The following is a 26014-nucleotide window of genomic DNA, read 5'->3' on the forward strand; positions in this document are numbered from 1 at the left end:
TGTCAAATGTATTTTACAAAACCCGAAATTAAAAATGCAAAAGTAAAAAATTACATTTACAAAAACAATCGTCATTTCGTTGAAATAGATCCAAATCCGTTTTATGAAGATGGGGCAGGCGGTCAAATAGGAGATCGGGGTTTTATAGGTGAAGCATCTGTTTTGTATGTCTCCGAAATGATAGAAGTTGATAGATCTCTTGCGATAAATTCTGATGTTAAAATCACAATAGACATGGAAAGAAGATCCGAAATTGCCCGGCAACACACAGCCCAGCATATAATATCTGCAGCGATAGAAAAAATGTACGATGCAAAGACAGTCGGTTTTCACATGGGAGAAGAAGAGACCACAATCGATCTTGATAAACCATTTGACATAGAAAAAATCGAAGAATTTTCAAATGAAATAGTGTTTTCGAATTTCGGTGTTGAGGAGATAATCGTAAGTCCCGATGAAGCGTTAAAATACGATCTCAGAAAAGATCTTTCTGAAAAGGCTCTTAAAAGTGGAAATATAAGACTTATAAAGATAGACAACTTTGATTTGAATGCATGCGGTGGCTTTCACGTCTCTTCCACGGGAGAAATAGGTATCATAAAGATAACACATTCAGAAAGGGTAAAGGGCGGTTTTCTAAGAATATGGTTTGTGGCAGGCAAAAGGGCACTCAAAGACTACGATTTAAAATCAAAGATGGTCTACGAAAGTGCAAGAATTTTTGATGCATCATGGGTAGATCTTAAAGCGAGAATACAAAAATGCCTTGACGAATCAAAAGAAAAAAATTCATCTCTTAAGAAGTTGTCAGAAATTGTTGCGCAATACATGGCTAAAACATTGAAGCCTTTCGATGTGTTAGAACTTGATGAATCTGTCGCATCATTTTTGATAAGAATAAGGCAGGACATCCCATACACGATAAAGATAAACAACACGAATAACATCGTTGTGTCTCTTCCAGAGTGTGACAAAGAAAAAGTCATGAATTGTGCAAAATCTTTGAAGGCCAAAGGTGGCGGCAGCGGCCCGATTTACAGATTTTCAGTGGAAAATCCAAGTCAATTTATAGAAGCGTTAAAACAAATATAAGATCTTTGATCACTCGTCACTATTTTGTTTTTTCGCGCACTTTATGTTATAGTATTCACGAGTATATTTGTCCACTTTAGGAGATGATTTTTATGGGGTGCGCTTGTTATTCAGAAATCTTGAAATTACCTTTCGTGCTATAAAGGAAGATTACAGACTTGGAATGAAGTTAGATCCTTCCGTTAAGTCTGGCCTCGATATTTCTCTCTTTTCCCCTTCCTTTCATGGTTTGATGCTTTACAGATTTTCACATTTCTTTTGGATGTCAAATATGAAATTTGTGGCCATGAGTTTTAGGTATTTAAACCGTGTAATTTACAGGATGGATATTCATCCTGCCGCAGAAATAGAATGTGGCATTTTCATAGATCACGGTATAGGTGTCGTGATAGGAGAAACAACTTTTATCGGTCGTGGAACGTTAATATATCATGGCGTCACTCTTGGAACGGCAAGAGTAATGAATGGAAAACGACATCCTACCGTCGGTAGAAATGTCGTGATAGGTGCGAATGCAGTTGTATTAGGACCTGTAACGATCGGAAATGGATCAAAGATAGGTGCAAATGCAGTTGTGCTTGAAGATGTTCCTCCCTTCGCAACTGCCGTTGGAAATCCAGCAAAAATCATAGAAAAGAAGGTGACAATGCGTGAATTTGATTTCTCTGATAGGAAAGACCCCGATTGTGAACTTAAAAACGATGAATCAAATTTGGTTAAAGTTGGAAAAGACGAATCCAGCAGGTAGCATAAAGGACAGAACTGCTTTTGGAATGATAAATGATGCTTTGGAAAACAATCTTATAAGGGCAGGTTCTACCATAGTTGAACCAACTTCCGGAAATACAGGCATAGGCCTTGCGATGGTAGGTGCGTATCATGACATAAAAGTCATTTTGACAATGCCAGAAAATCTGACGATCGAAAGAAGAAAACTGCTCGAACTTTACGGATCAGAACTTATTTTGACACCTGCGAAGTTAGGAATGAATGGTGCAATTGAAACAGCGATAGAAATTGTTGAAAATACCGGATCAACAATGCTTAACCAGTTTGAAAACCCATCAAATCCAAAGATCCACTTTTTGACTACCGGTCCTGAGATTTTATCCCAGATGAATTACGAACTTGATGCTGTGGTATGCGGGGTTGGAACTGGCGGCACTGTATCCGGAATAGGAAAGTTCATGAAGTTGCATTCAAAAAAGATTAAAATATTTGCAGTTGAGCCATCGGAATCGCCGGTTATATCTGGAGGCAAACCATCTCCTCATGGAATTCAAGGAATAGGAGCGGGATTTATTCCCAAGAATTACGATCCATCCGTTGTGGATGAAGTGCTAACCGTTTCAACTGATGAAGCAAAAGACATGACAATTTACCTTTCAAAAAAGGAAGGTTTGTTTCTTGGAATTTCCTCCGGTGCAGCAGTGGCAGCGGCAAAAAAGGTCATCGATCATTTCAATTTGAAAAGGATCGTTGTGATAGCACCGGACGGAGGTGAAAAATATCTCTCTATCTGGTGATATAGATTTCATAATTGATGACATAAAAAATACGGTCGGAGACAAAAAACTTTACGTGGCTTTTTCAGGAGGTCTTGATTCAAGTGTTGTTGCAATTTTATCAAAGATGGCATTAGGTAGCGAAAAAGTTGAACTTGTGACGACAAAATTTGACTTTACCTATCCTCAAACAATTGAAATAGTAAAAAAATTTTCATCTGATGCAGGATTACAGCATGTCTTTGTTGATGCATCAGAATGGCAAAAGAAAATATGGAAATCAGGTCCGGCATGCAACGCTTGCACAAGAGGGCCAAAACTTCAGAGTGTGAAACATTACGCCAAAGATGGTATAGTCGCAACCGGATCGGAATTTGAAGATACATGGGGGCAGCAAGGGATAAAAGTAAATGATGGCATATATTCTCCAATTTCACATCTTTCAAGATCTGAAGTTCAAGAAATTGCAAATCTTTTGGGCTTGAAAATAGAAAAAATAGGAGAAAATTCACGAAGAGAAGGCTGCATCTTAAAACATTTGCTTAAGATGATGACTTCTGAATTTCATGGCAAAGCGGTTTACGAGTCCAACGTTCAACTCATGAATATCGTTAAATCGTCTTCAGCGAATTTTTCAGTTGCAAACGTAAAGATAATCGGACCGCTGTCAAAGAATTTTGCACTCGTGAATCTCCAACCTCTGCCAAGTTCTGAACTTTTGGCAGAGATAAAAAATATCATCGATGCAATTCCTCAAATAGAAAAAACAGAAATAGTAAATAAACCGATTAAACTTAAAATCATTGCAAATCCGGGTATATATAACGATGAGAAAGCAAGGTACTGGATCGAAAACGGAAGATTAAAACCCGACTTCGCATTTCCAATTTTTGTGGACTGGAAAATTTCAAAAAACAACAGGTTAAATACCTTTGAAGTTGTCGACTACGAATTCATTTCTTGAAAGCGGTTATCAAAACAAGATCGTCACCTTCTATTTGAATTATGGCGACGATCTTTTCATCTTCAATTCTTATTCTTCCGTTGCTTTGCAAAATTGCGGAAGAAGTTTTTGATTCAATCATATCTTTCAAACTTTCAATACCAATTTCTCTTTCTACAGACCTTTGTAAAGCATGCGATCTTATGTAAAGGAATTTATCAAGAAAGGAAATGTAAATTCTAAATTCTTCTGTCCTTTACCTCACCCCTAATATTCTGTCAATTTTATTCCTGTCAAAACCTATAACAATTTGATTGCCAAGTTCTATAACCGGCACACCATATTGATGGGTTTTTTGAACCATTCTTTCCGCTTCTCTTTGATCTTTCGAAACATCTACATCTTCAAAAGATATTCCAAGAGATTTGAAATAATTTTTTGCTGCCTTACAATGAGGACAAGCTGGAGTCGAATATATTTTCACTTTTAAAGCCACCTAAAATCATCTCCTTAAATCATTTCTATAAATATACCTATATAGAGTATACGATATCAAGACCTTTTATGTCAAGGATCCATGCAACATATGCTTGATAAATTTCAAACGTGAAATATCCGCGGCATGATGTTTTATGTTTTTAACGTTCAATGATCATTTTACTATTTTGCGATTCTCCGTCGCGCAATATTTTTAAAATCTTATTTGATTTTTAATTCCTACGAAACAAGAGTATTTTAGAATAGATTATGAGCATAAGTTCAAAACGATATGGAGGTTAAGATGAAGATATTCAAAATCAAAGAAACTCTCGTTGAAGATGGAATTGCACTTGCAGATGCAAGAGACCTAAAGGTTATTTCGGATGTGCGTGACGATGGTACACACCCTTATGGATTTTCACCGGCAGAGATTATAGGCAACGCACTCGGATCGTGTCTTTTGATAAACGCACAAAGAATAGCAAAAAAGATGAGAATGAATTTTTCCGATCTGAGCGTCGATTTGCAGGTCTACAGACAGGAAGATCCACCAAAAGTTGTCAAAATAGAATACACGATTCATATAAAAACAGACGGCAGTGAAGAACAACTTGAAAAACTTTTCGATTATACCTCTAAATACAGCACGACTTACAATACATTGAAAGATTCAGTTGAAATTGTTGGGAAAATTCAAAAAATTGAAATAGAAAATATTAAAGAAAGAGAGTGATTTCATTGTTTGAATCCTTTGCTAAAAATCTTAAAAAATATCTTATTGTATATTCGATCATAGCGCTGGCCGTTGGATGGGGACTGGGCATAATGTATGCTCCTGTCGCCAAAGACAACACGCTGATATTCAAAAATCTTGTTACCGTTTTTGTTTTCTTCATGATATACCCTATGATGGTCAATCTTGATTTAAAAGAAATACCAAAAATGATAAGAAAGCCCAAAGCCGTTGGCCTGAGTCTTATATACAATTACGCAATTACTCCCGTTATAGCATTTGTGCTATCTTACCTTTTCCTTCACGACGCGATGCTTTCGTTAGGCTTCATGCTTGTGATGCTTATGCCAGTTGGATCTTCGAGTGTTGGTTATACCGGCATCGTCAAAGGGAGTGTTGAGACCGCAACGATAGCCCAGACGATAAGTTTCTTGTTGATTCCTGTTCTAACCCCCCTTTATCTTTCTTTCATGACAAAGGGTGTTGCCATACCCATGATGCTTATTTTACAAAGTATCCTTTTACTCATAATTCTTCCAATGATTTTGGGAATACTGACAAGATTCGCCGTCATAAAATTCATGGGGAATAATGGCTTAAAAAAGATAAATTCTTTGCTTTCGACAAGTACGATGCTTTTCATGTTTGGAGTCATAGGCCTTATCTTTTTCATGAAAGGTGAATTACTGATTCAAAGATGGGATATTCTTGTGGATCTATCGCTTGTGACGCTTTTGTATCTTGGGATAATGCTTCCATTGACAACCTTTGTCGATAAAAAAGCCGGTTTGTCTTACAAAGATCATATGGGCATAGTTTTTCTAAGCACAAGTAAGAACAACAGCACGGCCGTTGCCATAGCAACAATGGCCTTTGATCCGCTGGTGGCAATTCCAGCGGCAGTTTTACCCATCTTCCAGATGATAATACTCGTTGTGTACATACATCTTGAAAAGCCGATAGAAAAATACTTTATGAAACCGAAAGACGAGGTTTTACCATTGGGAGAAATTCAAAAGAATGAGGAGTGAGAATATGTCTGAGACTCAGAGTGAACAACTTTCAGATGATATGAACAGGTATTACGACCAGTTCATGGATGTAATGAAAACTTTGGGAGAAAATTCTCCGGAATACATCAAAGGGTTTGGAGAATTTGTAAAGGCCGGAGAAAAAAATGGTGCATTATCTTCAAAATTTAAAGAACTTATATCCGTAGCCTTAAGCGTTGTTACTCAATGTCCTTATTGCGTCGCTTACCATGTTAAAAACGCAATAAAAGAAGGAGCAACAAAGCAAGAAATAATAGAATCTGCGATGGTTGCGGGTGTAATGGGCGGTGGTCCGGCGGTGGCACATATAAAATTGGTAATAGACGCATGCGATCAATTTAACTGATTAAAAGCTCCCTATTGGGGGCTTTTTTCTGTTTTTTGCCAATGCGATATTTCCATTTAATTTATAAGATGACGGATCAATACAGGGGAGCATCACACGATGTTCTTTTAAAATTGAAATGTAAATTTTAATCTGGCAAATAATCTGAAATCTAAAAAAGCATTGAACTTGCACTCATCTACGAGAAAATAACGAACGTAACACTGAATTTTCTCAATGATATCATGCATAATCTTGTCAACATTAACAAAACATAATTTGTATTAGCATGATTAATTCCTTTGAACCTTTAGGATAGATAAAAAGGGGAGGTAATGTAGAATGACGCAAGTTTACCAAAAAGGAAAGATGGAGAAATTCAAAGAACATCTGGATAAATTCATTCCACTTTACGTGCCAGTTTCAATGGTTGTAGGACTGCTTTTAGGTTTACCGCTATCTAATCAAATAGCGGGTTCTAATTCGCTTTTTAGCGTCCTTAACCTTGTTGTGGTAGTTGGAATGGTTTATCCAATGATGGTTGGAATTAACATGGGAGAAATGACAAAATCTTTTAGAATGTGGAGGTTGTTGATTTTTGGTCTGATCATGGGTTTGGTTTATCCACCTATAATCATTTACCTGCTTACTCTTTTAATACCAATTAATTCAACTCTCGCATTTGGCTTAATATTGGCGGTTGTTGTACCCTGTTCGTCAATGGCAATTGCTTATACAGGTCTCTCAAAGGGAAATACAGAATTGGCAACCGTACTTGTGATTTTTTCCTTCATCTTAGCATTGTTAACAGTTCCAATGTGGTTATCTGTTTTCGGAAGTAGTTATCATGTAGCAGCACCTATGTATGACATCATAAAAACGTTGATAATAATAGTTGCAATTCCTATGACCCTTGGATATGCAACGAGAGAAACCATAATGCTAAAGGGCGGGAAAAAAGCATTTGCAAGGGCTAAAGCATCTTTTCCTGCGATATCTCTTTTGGGAATGTATGCGATAATATTTTTGATATTCATGGAAAAATCACAGATGATCATTGAAAAATGGGAACAAATACTCATAGCACTTGCACCATTATCACTTTACTATGTTATAACTCTCTTAGTTTTTACCTTGGTAGATATCGCTTTCAAAATTAAATACAAAGATCACATGGCTCTTACTTTCACGGCTACCGGCAAAAACGAGGGAACGGCGATGGCAATAGCACTTGGAGCGGGCATAGGACTTGCAGCAATTCCGGCAGCCATAACGCCTTTACTGCAAATTCCATTTCTTGTTACATACATGAAGATGCACTGGAAGATAGCCGGATGGTTTTCAAAAAGATCAAGCAAACTCGTAAATGAGTACGAACTTCACGAAATAGAAATATCCCAAGAAGACGAATCGGCAGAATAATAACTCAAAACGAAAAAGCCCCCATCGGGGGCTTTTTTCACAAATAAGTGATTATACTTTTTCTGTCTTTGATACTTTTTTCCCAAGCAAACTTAAAGCGCTTTCTGCCGCTTCAAGGATAACTTCGCTCAAAGTCGGATGTGTATAGACACAAGATGTTATGTCTTCAAGTGTACCGTTCACCTTTATCACCTGTGTGGGTCCTGCTATCAATTCAGAGGCTTCCTTCCCAACTATCTGGGTGCCCATGAGTTTGTGATTTTGAAAATCTACAACAAATTGAACAAATCCTTTTTTGTCTCCCATTATAAGTGCTTTAGCATCCTCTGAATAGGGAAATCTAAAAACTTCGTATCCAAGTTCTTTTCCCTTCGTCGAATCCATCCCGACACTTGCACTTTCCGGATCGCTGAAGATCGCGTGTGGTATAGCGGTATAATTGATCTCCATATCCTTCCCGAGGATCTTGTACGCTGCCGTTAAAGATTCGACTGTTGCAGCATGGGCAAGCATAAGTTTTCCATTTACATCACCTGGGGCATAAACATTCTCATTCACGGTTTGCATGTAATCATTGACGGGGATCTCACCACGTTTGCCTTTTTCTATTCCAAGTATTCCAAGATCTATACCGTTTGTTCTTGGCTTTCTGCCTGCTGCCATCAAGACCTTTTGACCATAAGAAACTTTTTCTTCTCCATTTTCAGAATATTTTACCGCAAATCCAGATGATGATTTTTCTACCGAGATCACTTTTGAGTTGACGTGAATATCGATTCCTGAATTTTGAAGTCCTTCTGCCACGGCCATACTCACGTTTACATCTTCCGTCGACAAAAGTCTTGGCAAAAGTTCTATTATGGTAACCTTTGTATCCAACCTTCTAAACATGGAGGCCATTTCCACGCCTATGTATCCACCGCCAATTACCACGATTGATTCAGGCTTTTCTTCAAGTTCAAAGATATCTTCAACAGACAAACACAATTCATTACCCGGAATGGGTATTTTTACTCCTTCAGATCCGGTTGCTATAATGAGTTTTTTGAACTTAAACCTTATATCTCCGTCTTTTCCTTCAACGTCAACCGTATTCGAGCCCGATATCTTGGCCAGACCGTAAAAAACATTCAAATGGTTTTTGGTGGCTCCTTTACTCGCTCTTTCTGTTCTTCCCTTAAGAATCTCTTCTTTTCTGCTTTTTATCTTGCGAAAATCAACTTTGAAATCAAAAGTGCCATCGATTCCGAAGTCTTCCATCTCACGCAGCATATTATACCTTGAGGCACTTTCGATGTAGATCTTCGAAGGGATGCATCCTTCAAAAAGGCATGTACCACCAAGGCCTTTTCCTTTTTCCACAAGAGCCACTTTAAGACCGTTCTTCGCAAGCAAATTCGCGCCCGGTGTTCCTCCAGAGCCACCGCCGATGACTACAACATCAAATTCCATTTCTTTCACTAACTTCACCTTCTTTAGAATAATAATGAACTTATGACCATAACTATTCTACCACTTTTGTAACAAAAAAAGCCCCACAAGGGGGCTAATTTTTATGATTGTAAAATATCAACTCGTAGTATTTTCTATCTTCCTTTTTCTTCTCAATTGAAGCATAACGAGCAAAAGCATAAGAGGAATCTCGAGTAAAGGCCCTATTGCTGTCACAATTGGAACAAATGGGTATGCTGAAAAAGCCGTTATGGCTATTGCAATTGAAACTTCAAAATCCCTTGCCGCAACTGTGTATCCTATAGATGTTGAATCTTCATAATTGAACTTGAACCTTCTTGCAGTAAGGTATCCAACGTTGAAAAGCAAAAAGTAAAATGAAAGCATGACAATTGCGACCATCCATATCAAAGAAGGATATTCAATTATTCCATATCCCTCGCTCCAAAACATCACCAGAATTGTGAAAAGCAAGGCTATTGTTTGCACGTTTCCGAGCAAATTCGTGACTTTTGCGAAATAGGATTTCTTTTGTAAAAGGTATCTTGTCAGTATTCCACCAAAAAAAGGCAGGGCTAAATACAAAAGAATGCTTTGAAGTATCAAAGACGGATCTATCGATACTTTCGTTCTTGCAAGAAGATATATGAGAAACGGCGTCATTATTATTTGAATTATAGAATTCCATGCCACAAAAGACACAGCCATCGACATATTTCCTTTTGACATATCCGTCCAAACCATGACCATCGCTATGCACGGAGCCACTCCAAGCAATATTATCCCAACTATCGCCTGCTGTGTCATATTTGAAGAGATTAATCCTAAAGCGTAAAAAATGTAAAAAAACGCATAGGCAAGACCCGCAACAAGAAATGGGGCAACGAGATAATTCAAAACAACCATTAAGCCAACGCTTTTTATGTTTTTAAAACTTTTTCCAAGCTCGGAAATCTTGACTTTGACCATCGCCGGATATATCATGAAAAACAATCCGACAGGTATACCATACGTCGATATTTCCTCGTTGCCTTTAGTGTATCTTCCAAGCAAAAGACCGATGATTATGGCAACTACGACAAAAACAGGAAAAAGAATATTTTTCAATCCAAGTTGCTTTGCAAGGCTTTTGTTATTCGCTTTATCCATTTTATCCTTCTATCTTAAAAGATGATACATCTTTAGAATCGATCATACCTTTACCAAAATTTTCTTCTATCCATGCTCTTATCTCATCGCGCACCTTTCTAAATACTTTAAGTTTTTCCTCATCAGATCCTGTGGCGAGGGCCGGGTCTTCAAAATTTCTGTGGATATGAACCTTACCCGGGAAAAACGGGCATGTCTCATTTGCCCTGTCGCAGACGGTGATGACGTAATCGAATGTCTTCCCTTTGAATTCTTCTATACTCTTGGATCTGTGATTTGATATGTCAATTCCGATCTCTTTCATAACCTCTATGGCGTATGGATTAACATGAGAGGCTATCGTTCCGGCACTCGCAACTTCATATTTGTCTGGATACATAGACCTTAAAAATCCTTCTGCCATTTGTGATCTCGCAGAATTATGGGTGCATATAAAGAGAACACTTTTTTTCATGATTTCCTCCTTCTTAATCGCATTTTTGAGATTCGAATTTTACACTCTCAAGATCGTACTCTTGTATTGCAACTTTAAGAATTTCTTCCAAAAATGAAGGAATTTCTTTGATAGCGTAATAATGCCATTTTCCATCCTGCCTTACGGTTACAAGATTTACGTTCATCAATTCCTTCAGATGTCTCGAAACATTTGGTTGATTTGTGGAGAGCAAATTTTGGAGATCGCAAACGCAAAGTTCTCCCCTTAACTTTAAAAATGAAAGCATTTTTAAATTTGTCTCGTCTGCCAGTACTTTCAAAATATCAGCGATACCGATATTCTTTGTGATCATCTCTCACCTCATATTCTTATATTTACATATATAATTATATAATACAAATTTTAAAATTCCATTAAAAGTCAGTGAGTATACTTTGAACCTTTTTAAATTTATATAGTCTAAATTATGATATTGACATTTTGACTATATAGTGATATTATTGATCGGAAACGGAGGTTAAAAACATGATCAAATCAAGTAAGTTTGAAAATATTGGCATGAAGATGAATCCAACTTTTACCGTTGCTTTGCTTTTGATCGATCAAAAACCATCTCATGGATATGAACTTGTTGAAAGAATGGAAGAGTTTGGAATTTCGGCAAAAGATCAAACTTTCATCTACAGAATTCTCAGAATGCTTGAAATGAACGGCCTTGTTGAATCAAAATGGGACACATCTGATCCAGGTCCTGCAAAACACGTTTACAGCATAACGGAAGATGGTAAAAAGACTTTGAAGAATCTCATAGAAGAGTTGAAAAACAGCATGGAAATGTACCAAAAGGTAATAAACATTTACGAAAAGATTGATAATGGAGGAGATGTGAAATGAAAAATCGCGAAGAAAATGAAAATCAAGAAAGGAATGTGAGGAAAATGGATGAAAATCCTGAAGAGAAATTTCATGATGAAATAGCGAAAGTGGCCTACCATCTTTGGGAGATAAGCGGAAAAGTGCCCGATAAAGATCTTGAAAACTGGGAAAACGCTAAGAAAATAGTGTTAGCACTTCACGAAAACGACGAAAAGAAAAAAGACAACGAACAAATGGATGCAAAAGGGAAAGGCATGATGGGCAGATCTGAAATGATGAAAAAAAGGCACATGAAGAATTTCGGAGGAAAAGAATCTGAAGAATAAATTCACGCCTTATAAAAGGATAGGGGCTTTTTAAGATTTATTTTTTTACTGTAATAAGTGAATAATCATTTATATAAAATTTTATCTATACATAAATATAATAAAAAGGAGTGTGATCGCTTATGGAAAAAGGAAATTCAAAAGATTTGCGTAAATTGGGCTTATCCATAAATCTCATAAGTGTTACAGAATGGCTTATCATCGTAGTTGCGTTTCTCGGGAGATACATGCTTCAATTTTATCAAACGGCAATAGGTTATACAGCAGGCTTTTTCGGTCTAAACGCAACTGAAGTGGGTATTGCGTTTGCACTATTTGGAGTGGCCTTTGGCCTTGCCGCCTTCATCGTGCATAAAATTTCACCTTCTAAGTTCCGAAGCCTCGTTGCAATTTCTTTGTTGATACTTGGATTAACGATGCCTTTATATCTTGTAATTCACGGTGCAATTGAGATTTATGCCTTGATGACACTGGACGGCCTCATAACCGGTATATACATGGATGCTCTTATGACAATGGGTGGTATGGCATCAAAAGATCAAAAGCAAAGGCAAATCGATCAATCTGCTTTTTCTTTTTGGGTTTCCACCGCACTTATCATAGCACCATTCACAACAGGTATACTTTTGTCGGTGTTGAACATCAAATACATGTTCGCCATCTTTGCGATAATGGCCTTTGTTGCAATTCCTGTTTTGCTATTCCTCCATGGCAAACACAGTCTTCAATATGTTGGACACCGTTCCGAAGCCGAAGAAGGTACACATCCGACCGCGTTGAATTTTCTTTTTCACAATAAGAACAAATCCTTCAACGCTTCTTTGATAGCCGCCCTCGGAAACAAAATTCCTTACTTCATAGTACTTTCGTTTGGAGTCCTTTACGGTAAAATACTCGGTTTCACGCCACAGCAGATCTTCTATCTCATAGCCGTGATGTTTGCATTCAATGTTGGTGCACGCCTATTTGTGATGTTAAAGTCACCGATAAGCAATAAGTTAAGGTACATGGAGATCGCCATGATCTTTGCTGCCGGTGCGGCAATAATTTTACCGCTAAGCGTAATTTGGCATCCTTTATTCTACCTTGTGTTTCCTCTGGCCGGCATTCCTGAAGGCATATTATGGCCTATAGGACTTCAACTTGCAAATACAACTTTTAAATCCCACGAAATAGGATCATCAACGGCCTTTTTCAGTTCTGGCATGATGATCATGGCCGCATTGATGCCGATACTGGGCTGGATCATATCAACGGTAGGATATGAATTTTCTTTCTTGATCTTTGGAGCAATTACAGTTGCTTTTCTTATCTGGTTGTTATCGTATGTGAAATCTAATGAATTCGAACTGACGCAACATGCTGAATTATCGGAAAAAAGATGAAATTCTAAAAAGATAATTAGAAAATAAGTAAAAAAAAGGACGTTTATACGGGTATACACTTGACAATCAAAATCCTATTGGTATATTATCATATATATGAGTAAGTGCAGTTTTGAAAAGATTCGAGGCGTTTTTTATCAAAGATGAAAAAAAGATAAGCGTATTTGATATTTTCATAACATTTTTTAAAATAGGCCTTACCGCTTTTGGTGCTGCAATGATGACAGAAACTAAAAAAAGTGTCGTCATGCAAAAAAAGTGGGTCGAAGAGCGTGAATTTTTAAACGGTTTATCTCTGGCACAATTCCTGCCAGGGGCAACTTTCGTGAGTCTAACTGTTTTTTTAGGCTATCAAACAAAACGCTTATCGGGAGCCTTTGCAAGTTTTTTAGGCCTGCTTTTGCCTCCATTTGGATTGATGGTGTTGCTATCGTATCTTTATTTTACTTACGGAAATATTCCGACGGTGAACATTATTTTCACGGGTTTAAAAGCGCTTGTCGTTGCACTCATTGCCAACGCTTTATTTGAAATAGGGAAATCGATTTTTAAGAACTGGCAGGCGGTTTTAATTGCCATCGCAGCCTTTGGAGTTGCATGGCTTAACGTTAACATATTTTTCATACTCATAATTGCATCCATTCTTGGAATTATTCTTTACAGACCATGGTCATCAATGCCAAAAAAAGTTTCTAATAACAATCAAATTACCTTTAAATCGAATATAAAGGAGATAATAATAACACTGGCCGTTGTCGGTGGCGTGTTTCTTATTTCTGCCTTGAGTCCAATTCTTCTTAAACTTGAAGAAGTATTTTTCTGGATAGGATTGCTGGTATTCGGCAACGGTTATACGATGATCCCGGTTATTCAACAGCAGGTTGTCAATATGAATCACTGGCTTACTCCAAGTCAATTCATGGTTGGGATTGCGCTTGGCCAGGTTACACCAGGACCTATCGTTATAACGGCAACTTTTATAGGGTACAAAGTTGCCGGAATATTAGGTTCAATAGCCGCTACCGTAGGCGTTTTCACCCCATGCTTGCTTTTGGTCATCACATTGATACCAATATACGTTAAAATAAAAGAAAATTCCTGGGTAAAAGTTGTATTAAATGGCGTGGTTGCTTCTTTTATAGGGCTTATAACCCTTGTGTTGATTGATATGATTAGCAATAACCTAACCACACCGCTAACTATAATTCTTGCTGTTGGTGCATTTTTGGTTTTAAGATTTACCAAATTGAACACACTTTGGGTACTTTTAGGTGGAACCGGAATTTATTTTCTTATCGCGCAATTCATAAGATAAATTTCTACAAAATCCTTGAATTCAATTTGTTATTTTTACCCTTTTGAGGAAAATGGCAACCACGGCAGCAGAGGCCATAACAAGGAAGGCTATGAAAAACGCATTGTTTATGGCCTGTGAAAACCAGTTGGTCATCTCATTTAAAAGTGATTCAAGCGTTGATCGTGCAAAAATTGGAGAAGATGAGATTATCCTTTGCTTTTCCATCAAAAGTTGTGGATTGTTCATCCATTGTAAAAATTCTTTTGGCATAACGTAGTTAAGGATCTTTGGCAGTGTGCTTATTTTGTCCTCATAGTATGTGTTGACAACTGTCCCGATAACGGCCGCCCCAACAACACCTCCCACACTGTTGAAAAATCTTTCTGAAGACAAGGCTACGCCCAATTCTTTTTTTGAAACGACTCCTTGCAGAACGCTAAATGGTATGCTTAATTCCAAACCCATTCCCAGGCCTATTATCATCATATCAAGGTACAAAGTCATATCCGACGAGGAAGGAGTTAAATACGACATTCGGTAAAGTCCGTAAGCCATCAAAATTATGCCTGTTATTGTAATCAATTTATACTTGCCGGTTTTAGAAAAGTATATTCCACTTATTATGCTTGTTAAAATCGCAGAAAGCATCATAGGTGCAAGTATAACACCGGTATTCAGTGCAGTCTTTCCCTGCACAGCCTCAACAAAGAGAGGGATGTATATGAAAGATCCATACATGGCAAATTCGGTCAAAAAACTCAGAATGTTGAAGATCGAAAAGACTTCATTTCCAAATAATTTGAAATCTATGACGGGATTTTTTTGTCTGTGCTCGACCCTGTAAAATATGAAAAAGAATATCGCAGATAAAAAGAACAGGGCAAGAGTTTGGCGTTCAAACCATGTGTTGTCTATTGAAACATAAGTAAATCCTAAAAGCATAGAAAACAACATAACGCTAAGCGTGGTTATACCTCTGTAATCGATAGTGGCATTTTTGTCGGTGTTCGGAGAAGTCTTAGATAGAAAGATAAAATCCATCAATATGGCCCCAAGGCCTATGGGTATGTTTATAAAAAAGACCCATCTCCATCCAACGGTGCCTACTAAATATCCACTCAACAATGGACCTAAAACGCTTGCAACCGCAAGTACCCCACCTACAAAACCCTGGTATTTCCCACGTTCCTTGGAAGGGAAATAATCTCCTATTATGGCAGGCCCTATTGCTAAGATCGCACCCCCTCCGACACCCTGGGCCGCACTTGCACCGATAAGCCAGTAGATATTATGTGAAATGCCTCCAAAAAAAGATGCCACAATGAAAATTACCAGTCCGGTGATGTAAAGGTACTTTCTTCCGAATATATCGGACAATTTTCCAAAAATTGGAATGACAAGTGCCATTGAGAGTGTAAAAGCATCAAAGACCCACCAATACATCGACATTCCTCCAATATCGTTTAAAATCTGCGGCATGGCCGTTCCAACACTTGCCTGTAACATTGATGGTATAAAGTAAGAAACCATAACGCTAAGAAATGCGCCGAAAGCTCTTTTTTTTATTGTGTCATCTTTCAATGAAATCATCCCTTGAGTAATTCAATTTGTTTTTGCAACTCGTTGTACTTTTTTCTTGTCGTGATTATCTTTTTGAGATAGGGCAATCCTACGGTGAAAATTTTCCCCGGTGTGCTGTATATCGATATGTAAGCGTTTATGAATATCTTCCTTAACTCTTCCGGTGTGAAATTGGGGTGTTTGAAGACGAGATGTGTCATATCGTAGAGGGAATAATCTTTTGTGATAAGATCCGGCTCCAATTTTTTGTAAAGCCTTGTTCCCGGGATAGGCGTTAAAATTGAAAATTCTGTCACCACAGAGTTTAACGATTTGGCAAACTTGACCGTCTTTTTTACACTTTCTTTCGTATCGCTTAACGCTCCAAGTATAAAACTTGCAAAGACACCTATGTGGTATTTCTTTAAAATCTTTACTGCATCGTAGGCAATCGAAACGCTTTCCTTTTTGTTGAATTCCTGCATTGCTTCCTCATTTGCGGTTTCAAACCCTATAAAAAGCATCTTGCAGCCCGCTTTTGACATGGCCTCGACCATATCTTCGTGACCTACTATTTCATCTGTTCTCGAGAATGCAAAGCAGTTGACGTGCAGGTCATTTTTGAGAACTTTTTCTGAAAGGCTTATGACCCTTTTCGGGTCCACGGTGAAGTTATCGTCGAAAAAAACGAGAAATTCATAACCGTATTTTTTAACAAGGATCTTCATTTCTTCAAAGACGTTGTCGACGCTTCTCTTTCTCCAAAGTCTTCCCATAAGTTGGGAGACAGAGCAAAACTCACAGTCAAAAGGACATCCCCTTGAAGAAATTATGCTCATGGAACGTTTCCCGTAAGATCTCCAGTTGTATCTTTCAAGAGAAAGGCCGTCCCAATCGGGAAAAGGAATTGAATCGAGATCGGATATGAATCTCATAGCCGAAAGGTGAACTTCTCCATTTTCATTAACATATCCCACACCTCCAATGTTGGGATACCTTTCTCCCTTTTCAATGGCACTTACGAGATTGACAAAACTTTCTTCTCCCTCTCCGAGCACAACGTAATCGGCAGTTTTGCTTTTTAGGATATTGTAGGCATCAACGCTTGGATGCGGCCCACCCATTACCACCTTTACTCCCTGAGCCCTGACACGTTTTGCTATGTATTCAGCCCAGGGGAAACGAACGGTGTCTGAAGAGATACCGACAAGATCGTAATCTGCATAGTGGTAATTTTGAAAATCAAATTTTTCGACATTCATATCGACGATTTTGACTTCATGTTCGTGTTGCTTTAAAACAGCGCTTAAATATCCAAGACCAAGCGGAGGAAAAATAAGGCCAAATCTGTAATAATAACTTGGATTTATGGGATTTACAAGCAAAATCTTCATAAAACCCACCTCAATGATATCATTTTTTAAAAATATTATAGCATATGCTCATAACATATTATATACTAAACCTTTGACCTCTGCCATTTTTTGATCATCCATCACTCGCTGTCATCCTTATTTTCGACATGCTTTATCATATTTTGAAGCAAACGCCTATCCATTTTGGCGATCTCGGCTGCTTTGGTTATATTTCCTTGGGATTTGGAAAGGAGCGAATTTACGAATTGACGTTCGAGTGCTTTATACAGCCTATTCCTTTCGACGTGTTTCTTTTCAAGAAATTCTTCATAATCTATGATCGTTTGGTTTCCGGATATTTCATGTGGTAAATCGCGAATTTTTATTTCTTCCCCGGAAGCATTGATGACAGTTCTGAGAATCACGTTCTGCAATTCGCGGACGTTGCCAGGCCAATTGTAGGCTTTCAAAAGATCGACAACTTTTTGTGAAATGAATTTTACCTCTTTTTTCATTTGTTCTGAGTATTTTTCCACGTAATAATTTGAAAGCAATTCCACATCTTCTGGTCTTTCCCTCAAAGGTGGTATTTCTATTCTTATGACGTTTATTCTGTAATATAGATCTTCTCTGAATTTTTTACCTTCAACCATTTTGTCTAAAGGCTTGTTCGTTGCACTTATAAGCCTGAAATTGACATTTTTTTCTTCGACGCTTCCAAGTTTTGTTATTTTAGAATCTTGAAGTACTCTAAGCAATTTAGCCTGATGATCAATGGGCATGTCACCTATCTCGTCTAAGAAAAGGGTTCCATTGTTTGCGGCTTCGAACTTTCCTATTTTTTTGGAATTTGCGCCTGTAAAAGCCCCCTGATCATACCCAAAAAATTCGCTTTCAAAAAGTTCTGCCGGAACTGCCGAGACGTTAACCGCAACGAAAGGCCCAAGATATCTATTGCTTTGATCGTGAATGGCATGGGCTATAAGTTCTTTTCCCGTTCCGCTTTCTCCAAGAATTACGATTGGCAGATCAAGATTTGCATATTCTGGAATTTTATCAAGTATTTTTTGCATTTTATCATTTTTTGTGAGTATGTTTGAACTGCCTCTGATCCTTTTTTTGAGAAGTGCATTTTCTTTCTTTATATTCATGTATTTAAGAGATCTTTCTATCTTTGCTTCAAGATCCTGCAAATTTATGGGCTTTGTTACATAGTCGTAAGCCCCTAATTTTATGGCTTCAACGGCGTTTTCTATCGTTCCGAAGGCCGTTACTATTATGACGGGGATATCAAAGGCAGATACCACCTCTTTCAGCAATTGCATTCCATCCATTTTTGGCATTTTTACATCCGTCACAACGAGATCGATTTCATTTTTTCGAATCAAATCGAGCGCTTCCAATCCGTTTTGGGCAGTTAAAACATGGTATTTTTTCGAAAAATTCATTTTCATAAGGTCGAGCATGTATATTTCATCGTCAGCAAAAAGCACAGTATTCATATCTTTACCTCCGTTGGAATCGTGACAGAAAAAGTGGTTTCTTTTTCATCACTTTTAACCTCAACATGTCCTTTCATGGCATTTATATAATTGTAAACGATCGAAAGCCCAAGACCGGTACCTGTTTCTTTTGTAGTATAAAAAGGCTCAAAAATGTGCTGTATCTCCGATGAAGGAATAGGTTTACCGTTGTTTGAAACAGATATTCTGAAAAAATTTCCAAGATTTTCAAGTTTGAAAGTTATCCAGCCTCCAAATTCAACAGCATCAAGTGCATTTGTACCTATATTCAAAAGGATTTCCATCAACATCGTCTTATCGAATTTGGAGGTAAAAGGTGCATCAGGCAAATAAGTCTTTATTTCAATGTTTTTCTTAGAAGCACTTTCGCCCAAAAGCAAAGATATTTTTTTAACGATTTCGGATGGATCTCCGTCTTCGATAACAGGAGGTTTCTGACGTGCAAAATACAAAAAATTCTCAAGAATGGAGTTAATCCTGGAAAGTTCTTCTTCTATGTATTTCCACAATTTTTCATTTTCTTTTGGATCCGAACTGTTTTTAAGCATTTGAAGAGATGTCGATATTATGTTCAATGGATTTCTTATCTCATGGGTAACCCCGGAAGAAAGTTTTCCGATGGCAGCCATTCTTTCTTGAAAAATCATCGTCTTTTCGACTTTTAAAACTCTTTGAACGCTTCTGTATCTCGATAAAAAGAACGTAAGATGATTCGAAAGCGTTTCGATCCATTCAAGATCTTCTGGAGAATACCTTCCGCTCCTTTTATGACCCAAAACCATAAAGCCCTCTACTTTTCCGGCGTTTTTCATCCAGACAAACAATTCTTTTTCAAAAAAAATGCCGGAAAATGTTACGTTGTAAAGGTCAACTATTTTTTCAACATCGTTAAAAGGCACATCATTTTTGGTTAGATGCCTTTTGATCGATGTGTAATTACCGTCATCTTCTTTGAAAAATAGTTCTACATCTTCAACATTCAAAACGCTCTTGCAATAACCCAGCACCAAAGAGTTCAATTCTTCAAGAGAATCTATCTCAAGGCTTTTCTTTACAAAATCTATTGTTTTTTCTCTTTTATAACCCCGCCCCGTTCTCAAAAGACGTTCAAAAAAAGTGTCTATTTTCTGGAGATAATCACCAAAAACAAGAAATGAAATGAAGATGACAACAAAGGTCATAGAAAAAAACTGAATTATTCCAGAATTTTTGGAAAAATAAAAATTGGTGTAGTAACTTATCATGAGAATTGAAGAGATCAAGGTAGATATTATGGCACCGTAAAGCACATTTTTAAGGAAAATTGTCGAAATTCTAATCAATTGCTTTTCGTAAACGAGATTGATCACGGTGTAGAGATAAACAGGGATCAATATAGAATTCATAATCGCAATGTATGGCCACATGGAATTTTTGTAAATCCAAAGCCATGCTATTATGGCTTCAAGTACAGAGAAAAGTCCGTAAAAAACCATGTAACTTAAAATTCTCGATCTTTTCGTGAAAGAGATCAGCGTTGAGTACTTTTTTCTCATGAAAGTTATCGAGAAGATGACGTTAAATGTTGAAAGAATGCCAATTGCCAAAGATAAGTCCGGAGAAAAGATCAAAAGCACGGATGTTGCCATACCAATTGCGAAGAGCGCCGATTCTGCTATATAAAGATATCTGAATTTCAACCCATATGAGATCATCAAGGCCGGAATTGTTTGAAATAAAATGAAAAATACAGGAAGAAGATATTGATCTGAAGGCACGTTGAAGATTTCAAAAAAGATATCTAAATTCCAGAAAAAAGAAGTGCTTATCATAAAAAAGAGGTAGGGATTTTTAAAACTTTCCTTCGAAAAATAATATCTTATCGAAATAAACATCATGATAATACTGGCAATGAAACTTACCAAATTAACGTAAAACAAAATCGGCACTCTTTCACCTTCCCAACAATTATATACCAAACAAAATTCAAACTTTGAATCGTATCGAAGACATCTTGCCTTTCGCCTCGATAAATAGGCATTAGTCTTTTGAAATGAAAACAGGGCTGGTTTAGCCAGCCCTTAGATCTTATCATCCAAATCAAGCAGTTTTTCTTTTTGGCCTTTCAAACAAGGCTATCACAAGAATTATGATACCAACGATCAAATCGTTAATCAGATTAGCCATATAACCGCCGGTAATTGTCGGAATAAATGCCGCTATTATCATCCATATTCCACCAATTAGACCTATTATCCATCCTTGCCATGCCGCATGTTCAGGAATCATTAAAAATCCAACTATCGCAACTATGATTCCCACGATAAGATCGTTGACAAGATTTCCGGTTCCTCCCATAGGAATGAAAGATGCGATTATAAACCATATACCTGCTATTAAACTTACCCAACCTCTCCAAGTCATAAGACTCACCTCCATGAATTTTTCTTTCCATTTTATATTTAGCAATCATCGTGCCAAGTTTTTAAAATGATGAGTTTTCAAGTAAATAACTGATGATCGAAGAAGATCGAAGATCATCTAAAAGATAAAATGCGAAGTTTTTCTACGCATTTAAATTAAAAAATCAAATAATCGGGCAAAAATAAAGTGCGAAAAATTTTTTCGCGCCTATGTATACCAAACAAAGTTCAAATTCCGAATCTTCGCTCCGGCAGGCGCCCCCTCGGTGTCTGGTCCTCGCTTTGCTGCGGAGGCCACCTCAAGGACATCCTGCCCTCCGCTACAGTAAATAAACATTCGACTTTTAAAGTGGGTTGGTTATAGTTTCAGAAAACAATTAACCATATAGGCGCTATTTAAATTGAATTTGTTTTGTGATACTATGTATGTGAATGAAAATTAATATATCTAAGACAATGGAGACGATCATTTGATATCTATACTGGATGTTATAGGTCCTTCTATGATTGGACCGTCAAGTTCTCATACGCTCGGCGCTATGAGAATTTCAAAATTTGTTTATAACCTTTTCAACTCAACACCCGATAACGCCACATTTTATCTTCACGGATCTTTCAAAGACACCTACATAGGGCATGGCACAGGGCTTGCCCTCATAGCGGGTTTATGTGGCATTGCCACGGATGATCCTGCCGTTTCAATGGCAGATGAGATATCTAAACGATCCGGATTCAATTACGAATTCAAATCGATAGATCTTGGAGATGTTCATCCAAACACGGTTAAGATCGTTGCCACTAAAAATAACATAACTCATGAAGTTATAGGATCGTCTCTTGGAGGCGGAAGAATAAAAATAATATCGATAGATTCGATATCATGTCAGGTTACCGGTGAACTTCCAACTCTTGTGATAGAAAACGAAGACATCCCCGGTGCACTTGAATCGATCGTAAGAATCATATCGTTGAACTCAGTTAACATTGCGCAGGTGAGTTTAAGCAGGATAAGCAAGGGATCGAAGATTGCAAATATGATACTCGAACTCGATGATGAATTAGATAACTCAATAATCGAAAATCTAAGAATGCTAAAAATCGTTAAGTCGATGATATACGTTAAATCCCTAAACTATGCCAGTTGATCTTTGTCTTTAAAGGAGAGAAAAGGTGAACGTAAAATCTTTCAACGATCTTGTGGAAATTTCTGAAAAAACCGGAGAAGATTTGCATAAAGTGATTCTCAATTGGGAAATGCTTGATACCGGCTATTCAGACGAAAAATTGATAGAAAATACTTCCAAACTTTTGAAAGTCATGGAAGAAGAATACGCATCAAAAAAAGATAAGACATTCAAAACACTTGTGAACTTAACTGGAACAAATGGCAAAAAAATGTACAATTACGTTCAAAACGCTTTTGTTGGAGAGAAAGTTTTCAAGGCTGCGACAATAGCCGTGACGATGGCTGAAAACAACGCATCGATGGGAAGAATAGTTGCATGTCCGACGGCAGGATCAAGCGGTGTTATGCCAGGTGTGTTGCTGGTACTTGAAGAATATGGCATTCCGAGGGATAGGCTCGTACTTTCTTTGATCGTGGCCGGCGCGATAGGTAAGATAATCGCAACAAGGGCTTCTCTTTCCGGATCCGAAGCAGGTTGTCAGGCCGAAATAGGCAGCGCAACCGCGATGGCCGCAGGAGCCGCCGTTTACGCGACATACGGAAGTGCAAGGCAGGTATCAAATGCTGCGGCACTCTCGTTGAAATCTTTGATGGGTCTCGTTTGTGACCCTGTGGGAGGATTTGTGGAAGTTCCATGCGTTAAAAGAAATGCGACAGGGGCGACGTTAGCATTGCTTTTTTGTGATATTGCGAAATCAGGCGTTGAAAGTGTCATACCTTTAGATGAAGTCATAGATGCGATGATGAGTGTTGGTAGATCTTTGCCGGAAAGTTTAAGAGAAACGGGTAAAGGTGGTATAGCGATAACGCCTACGGCAAGAAGACTGATAAAAGGATTGAATGATAAATTCAGAATATCCGGGGATTAGTTCCATATATGGCATAAAAATACCTCCCAGAATTGATAAGATGTAAATCCAGGAGGTATAATTTTTAAAAGTCAAATGTTTCATACTGACACAAGTGGAACTTAGATCTGAAATTCAAAATAGTTTTAGTATTAATTCCTTTATCAGCTTATTTTCACTTGGACAAAACGTAGAAATAAGGTCCCATTTCGGCTATTTCAGCGTTGTAATACCAGCCTTTAACCCATGATCTTGCAACCCAGAATCCTTCCGGTTGATCTGTCCAGATGTAAAGTGCATTGTTATAGTCGAGTTGTGTTAATTGTTGGGATATCTCCGCTCTCTTGGATGTTTGTGCCGTGTTTATAAGTGAAGAGATAAGCGGATCTATATTTTTTTGTGCAAAATCCGTGTAATTCTGTCCAAAATTTCCGCTGTACGCGCCGGTTGACGCGTAAAAAGCATCTGCAAAGTCATAAGGATCTGGATAATCGGCAAACCATATCGCTATGAACATCGGCAATTTTTGAGAAATTTCATCTGCCAGATAATTGGACCAAAGTTCTCCGACAACGTTTATCTGGAATTTTGGATTTAACCTTCTTGCAGCGTCGCTTAAAGCCTGAAGTGCAAGTTGATGGGTTGTGTCTCCCGTATCGTACAGAGCGGTGAATTTAAATCCCTTTTGCCATAACTCACCGTTGTAAGCCTCTTTAAAATACTCTTCGGCTTTTGCGAGATTCTGTTCATATGTCGGGAGGTTCGGGTCGTACCCTAACAACCCTTTTATTATCGCACTGTTAGGTTGTAATGCCATGTTATTCAAGGCCTGTTGAATGAACTGTTTGTACGGGAACAGATACTCGAATGCCTTTCTAACATCCAAATTGGAGAAGAAATCTGACGGTATGCCGTTTCCGTCCAACTTCCCGGATCCTATATAAGAATTACCCTGTGCTGCTATGTTCCACTGGAAAGCTATTCCGTAAACACCAAGGGTCGGTAAATCCGTTACGACGTTAACTCCCTTGACTCCTTGAACTTCCGAAAGATTTTGAAGTGGCACTGATATCGCATCTGCTTGTCCTGCCTCGAGATCGAGCAAACTCGTCGTGAATTCGTTGATGTATTTCACAACTGCATATTTGATCTTTGCAGGTCCTTGCCAGTATTCATCAAATCTTTGAAGTGCAACTTCACGTCCTGGCGTTATGTATTGCACCATATAAGGTCCTGTTCCGTTTTCTATGTTTTCAAGCGGATCGTTACTTTGTTCCGGATTGTGATAATACCACCAATCGTTTGCCGATCCGTCCCACGCGTTGTTATCGGCACACCATTTCTGATCGAGTATGGAAGACCAGTTTGAAACAGGACCAGAAAGTATGTAAAGGAATGGAGCATATGGCTGAGGAAGATGGATTATCACATCGTTGCCTTTAATTTCAAAATCTTTTGCGAGTAAATTAAAAGCATCGACTAAAGCCTGTTTGTATTTATCGGAAAGCGGGTTCTTTGTTCCTGTTGCAAAAATTCCCAAAGAACTTAAACTCGTGTAGTTGAGCGGATTGCTCAATCCCAATTCGTTGGCCACAACCTGGACTATGGTGCTGACATATTGGCCATCTACCATTGGAAGCAAAGGCCCTGCCAACATCCAAGATGGTCCGCCTGCCCTATCGAATATAACTGTTCTTTCAAGAGAATAAACGACATCTTGAGGGGTTAGCAAATCACCGTTGTGAAAGTAAACGCCCTGGCGGATGTGAAAGACGTAAGTTGTGCCGTTATCAAGAATCGTACCATCTGAAACGGACGGGACGTTAGTTGCAAGCATAGGAAGGAAATTAACGGTAGATGTTCCATCGTACTGAATGAGATTTTCGTAAACCTGCATGTTGATCTCATCCGATACGGTATCGTAGTCCCAAGCCGGATCAAGAGAAACAAAAGGTCCAGGCTCTTCGTATACAAACGTGTTGGGATTGACAACAGATTGCGCCATCGCAATTGTCGCAAAGCCAAGGATTAAAATGATCATCAAAAACGTAATTCCTTTTCTCATCTTTCAACCTCCCATAATAAAATAGTGGAACAAAAATACTTTTAAAAATTATATATAAAAAAAGTGATCATTTAATGTCTTTAAAATGAACTTTTGATGTTTTAAACATTAAATTGTCTTTTATGACAAGTCAAAAAATAACCCAAAAATTTGGGCATTTACGTGACATGCTCCCACCACTTATAGAAGTGGGGGCTTCTCGCTCAATAGCACCTCTGTGCTAAGTATCAACGAGCTATCCCCGTGTGCCCCACGGTTCTCATCATAACCAAGCATGTGTAGCCCTTGGTGTTTTATATTTATCGCAGCGTTTATGTCTCTGTCATGGATGGTATGACAGTTTGGACATTCCCATTCCCTTTCATTCAGGCTCAACTCTGCTTTTTCATATCCGCATACACTGCAGGTCTTAGAACTCGGATACCATTTACCTACCTTTACAAGCACTTTACCTTTATCTTCTAACTTGTAATTCAGAAAAGTTGTGAACATCCCCCATCCATTGTCGAAAACGCTCTTTCCTAAATTTAAGCACTGTCCCATCGCTTTCATGTTGAGATCTTCTATACACACCACATCGTAATCGTTGACTATCTGATTGC

Annotated in this window: 27 protein-coding genes; 14 read left to right on the forward strand and 13 right to left on the reverse strand. The window is 38.0% G+C overall.

Annotation, left to right across the window (positions count from 1 at the left end; genetic code table 11):
* Positions 1-6 precede the first annotated feature (6 nt).
* From ACP5NR_RS03085 to ACP5NR_RS03100, 4 genes are all read left to right on the forward strand, one after another.
* A complete protein-coding gene (locus ACP5NR_RS03085; protein ID WP_428005344.1) occupies positions 7-1092 on the forward strand; it encodes an alanyl-tRNA editing protein in 1086 nt (361 codons plus the stop codon).
* 97 nt (positions 1093-1189) lie between these two features.
* The gene (gene epsC / locus ACP5NR_RS03090; protein WP_428005343.1) at positions 1190-1840 is read left to right on the forward strand and encodes a serine O-acetyltransferase EpsC; all 651 of its coding nucleotides are present in this window, start codon (positions 1190-1192) and stop codon (positions 1838-1840) included.
* Positions 1794-2618 (forward strand): cysteine synthase A, encoded by an 825-nt coding sequence (gene cysK, locus ACP5NR_RS03095; RefSeq protein WP_428005342.1) that lies wholly within the window; start codon positions 1794-1796, stop codon positions 2616-2618. Before epsC ends, cysK begins: the two co-directional genes overlap by 47 nt.
* The gene (locus tag ACP5NR_RS03100; RefSeq protein ID WP_428005341.1) at positions 2593-3561 is read left to right on the forward strand and encodes an ExsB family protein; all 969 of its coding nucleotides are present in this window, start codon (positions 2593-2595) and stop codon (positions 3559-3561) included. Before cysK ends, ACP5NR_RS03100 begins: the two co-directional genes overlap by 26 nt.
* Here the strand turns inward: ACP5NR_RS03100 and ACP5NR_RS03105 are convergent.
* Positions 3551-3691, reverse strand: a complete 141-nt coding sequence (locus ACP5NR_RS03105) for a hypothetical protein (protein WP_428005340.1) — start codon at positions 3689-3691, stop codon at positions 3551-3553. The two genes, ACP5NR_RS03100 and ACP5NR_RS03105, sit on opposite strands and share 11 nt — an antisense overlap.
* A gap of 105 nt (positions 3692-3796) precedes the next feature.
* A complete protein-coding gene (locus tag ACP5NR_RS03110; RefSeq protein WP_428005339.1) occupies positions 3797-4024 on the reverse strand; it encodes a glutaredoxin domain-containing protein in 228 nt (75 codons plus the stop codon).
* Positions 4025-4321: 297 nt separating this feature from the next.
* On the opposite strand from ACP5NR_RS03110, the gene ACP5NR_RS03115 reads away from it, so the two are divergent.
* The 4 genes from ACP5NR_RS03115 to ACP5NR_RS03130 all read left to right on the forward strand — a co-directional run bounded on the left by ACP5NR_RS03115 (position 4322) and on the right by ACP5NR_RS03130 (position 7552).
* A complete protein-coding gene (locus ACP5NR_RS03115) occupies positions 4322-4753 on the forward strand; it encodes an OsmC family protein (RefSeq protein WP_428005951.1) in 432 nt (143 codons plus the stop codon).
* 5 nt (positions 4754-4758) lie between these two features.
* Positions 4759-5784, forward strand: coding sequence for an arsenic resistance protein (locus ACP5NR_RS03120; RefSeq protein WP_428005952.1), 1026 nt, complete (start codon positions 4759-4761; stop codon positions 5782-5784).
* A gap of 4 nt (positions 5785-5788) precedes the next feature.
* Entirely contained in the window at positions 5789-6151 is a 363-nt protein-coding gene (locus ACP5NR_RS03125) for a carboxymuconolactone decarboxylase family protein (RefSeq protein WP_428005953.1), read from the forward strand.
* 321 nt (positions 6152-6472) lie between these two features.
* A complete protein-coding gene (locus ACP5NR_RS03130) occupies positions 6473-7552 on the forward strand; it encodes an arsenic resistance protein (RefSeq protein WP_428005954.1) in 1080 nt (359 codons plus the stop codon).
* 51 nt (positions 7553-7603) lie between these two features.
* Here the strand turns inward: ACP5NR_RS03130 and lpdA are convergent, their stop codons facing one another.
* The 4 genes from lpdA to ACP5NR_RS03150 all read right to left on the reverse strand — a co-directional run bounded on the left by lpdA (position 7604) and on the right by ACP5NR_RS03150 (position 10941).
* A complete protein-coding gene (gene lpdA, locus ACP5NR_RS03135; RefSeq protein ID WP_428005955.1) occupies positions 7604-9013 on the reverse strand; it encodes a dihydrolipoyl dehydrogenase in 1410 nt (469 codons plus the stop codon).
* A 108-nt stretch (positions 9014-9121) separates the two neighbouring features.
* On the reverse strand, positions 9122-10153 hold the full coding sequence (locus tag ACP5NR_RS03140) for an arsenic resistance protein (protein ID WP_428005956.1): 1032 nt from the start codon (positions 10151-10153) through the stop codon (positions 9122-9124).
* A 1-nt stretch (position 10154) separates the two neighbouring features.
* The gene (locus ACP5NR_RS03145) at positions 10155-10607 is read right to left on the reverse strand and encodes an arsenate reductase ArsC (protein WP_428005957.1); all 453 of its coding nucleotides are present in this window, start codon (positions 10605-10607) and stop codon (positions 10155-10157) included.
* Positions 10608-10620: 13 nt separating this feature from the next.
* Positions 10621-10941, reverse strand: coding sequence for an ArsR/SmtB family transcription factor (locus tag ACP5NR_RS03150; RefSeq protein ID WP_428005475.1), 321 nt, complete (start codon positions 10939-10941; stop codon positions 10621-10623).
* 173 nt (positions 10942-11114) lie between these two features.
* On the opposite strand from ACP5NR_RS03150, the gene ACP5NR_RS03155 reads away from it, so the two are divergent.
* The 4 genes from ACP5NR_RS03155 (at position 11115) to chrA (ending at position 14491) form a co-directional block, all read left to right on the forward strand.
* The gene (locus ACP5NR_RS03155; RefSeq protein WP_428005474.1) at positions 11115-11483 is read left to right on the forward strand and encodes a PadR family transcriptional regulator; all 369 of its coding nucleotides are present in this window, start codon (positions 11115-11117) and stop codon (positions 11481-11483) included.
* Positions 11480-11791 carry a DUF2934 domain-containing protein gene (locus tag ACP5NR_RS03160; protein ID WP_428005473.1) on the forward strand — a complete coding sequence of 104 codons (312 nt, stop codon included), beginning with the start codon at positions 11480-11482 and terminating at the stop codon, positions 11789-11791. The genes ACP5NR_RS03155 and ACP5NR_RS03160 overlap by 4 nt, the downstream gene beginning before the upstream one ends.
* A 122-nt stretch (positions 11792-11913) precedes the next feature.
* Positions 11914-13176, forward strand: coding sequence for an MFS transporter (locus tag ACP5NR_RS03165; protein WP_428005472.1), 1263 nt, complete (start codon positions 11914-11916; stop codon positions 13174-13176).
* A 112-nt stretch (positions 13177-13288) separates the two neighbouring features.
* A complete protein-coding gene (gene chrA, locus ACP5NR_RS03170) occupies positions 13289-14491 on the forward strand; it encodes a chromate efflux transporter (protein WP_428005471.1) in 1203 nt (400 codons plus the stop codon).
* Between the two features lie 21 nt (positions 14492-14512).
* Here the strand turns inward: chrA and ACP5NR_RS03175 are convergent, their stop codons facing one another.
* The 5 genes from ACP5NR_RS03175 to ACP5NR_RS03195 all read right to left on the reverse strand — a co-directional run bounded on the left by ACP5NR_RS03175 (position 14513) and on the right by ACP5NR_RS03195 (position 21314).
* A complete protein-coding gene (locus ACP5NR_RS03175) occupies positions 14513-16054 on the reverse strand; it encodes a DHA2 family efflux MFS transporter permease subunit (protein WP_428005470.1) in 1542 nt (513 codons plus the stop codon).
* A gap of 5 nt (positions 16055-16059) precedes the next feature.
* Positions 16060-17427 (reverse strand): B12-binding domain-containing radical SAM protein, encoded by a 1368-nt coding sequence (locus ACP5NR_RS03180; RefSeq protein WP_428005469.1) that lies wholly within the window; start codon positions 17425-17427, stop codon positions 16060-16062.
* Positions 17428-17528: 101 nt separating this feature from the next.
* Positions 17529-18890, reverse strand: a complete 1362-nt coding sequence (locus ACP5NR_RS03185) for a sigma-54-dependent transcriptional regulator (RefSeq protein ID WP_428005468.1) — start codon at positions 18888-18890, stop codon at positions 17529-17531.
* Positions 18887-20839, reverse strand: a complete 1953-nt coding sequence (locus ACP5NR_RS03190; RefSeq protein WP_428005958.1) for a GAF domain-containing sensor histidine kinase — start codon at positions 20837-20839, stop codon at positions 18887-18889. The genes ACP5NR_RS03185 and ACP5NR_RS03190 overlap by 4 nt, the downstream gene beginning before the upstream one ends.
* 151 nt (positions 20840-20990) lie before the next feature.
* On the reverse strand, positions 20991-21314 hold the full coding sequence (locus ACP5NR_RS03195; RefSeq protein WP_428005466.1) for an SPW repeat domain-containing protein: 324 nt from the start codon (positions 21312-21314) through the stop codon (positions 20991-20993).
* Between the two features lie 469 nt (positions 21315-21783).
* On the opposite strand from ACP5NR_RS03195, the gene sdaAB reads away from it, so the two are divergent.
* On the forward strand, positions 21784-22458 hold the full coding sequence (gene sdaAB / locus ACP5NR_RS03200) for an L-serine ammonia-lyase, iron-sulfur-dependent subunit beta (RefSeq protein ID WP_428005465.1): 675 nt from the start codon (positions 21784-21786) through the stop codon (positions 22456-22458).
* A 25-nt stretch (positions 22459-22483) separates the two neighbouring features.
* The gene (sdaAA, locus tag ACP5NR_RS03205; RefSeq protein WP_428005464.1) at positions 22484-23368 is read left to right on the forward strand and encodes an L-serine ammonia-lyase, iron-sulfur-dependent, subunit alpha; all 885 of its coding nucleotides are present in this window, start codon (positions 22484-22486) and stop codon (positions 23366-23368) included.
* A 154-nt stretch (positions 23369-23522) separates the two neighbouring features.
* Here sdaAA and ACP5NR_RS03210 read toward each other — a convergent pair whose 3' ends face one another.
* Positions 23523-25412 (reverse strand): ABC transporter substrate-binding protein, encoded by a 1890-nt coding sequence (locus tag ACP5NR_RS03210; protein ID WP_428005463.1) that lies wholly within the window; start codon positions 25410-25412, stop codon positions 23523-23525.
* A gap of 180 nt (positions 25413-25592) precedes the next feature.
* On the reverse strand, positions 25593-26014 hold a 422-nt coding region (locus ACP5NR_RS03215; protein WP_428005959.1), incomplete at its 5' end, for an RNA-guided endonuclease InsQ/TnpB family protein.

This window comes from Athalassotoga sp. (assembly GCF_049965695.1).
Lineage (GTDB): Bacteria > Thermotogota > Thermotogae > Mesoaciditogales > Mesoaciditogaceae > Athalassotoga.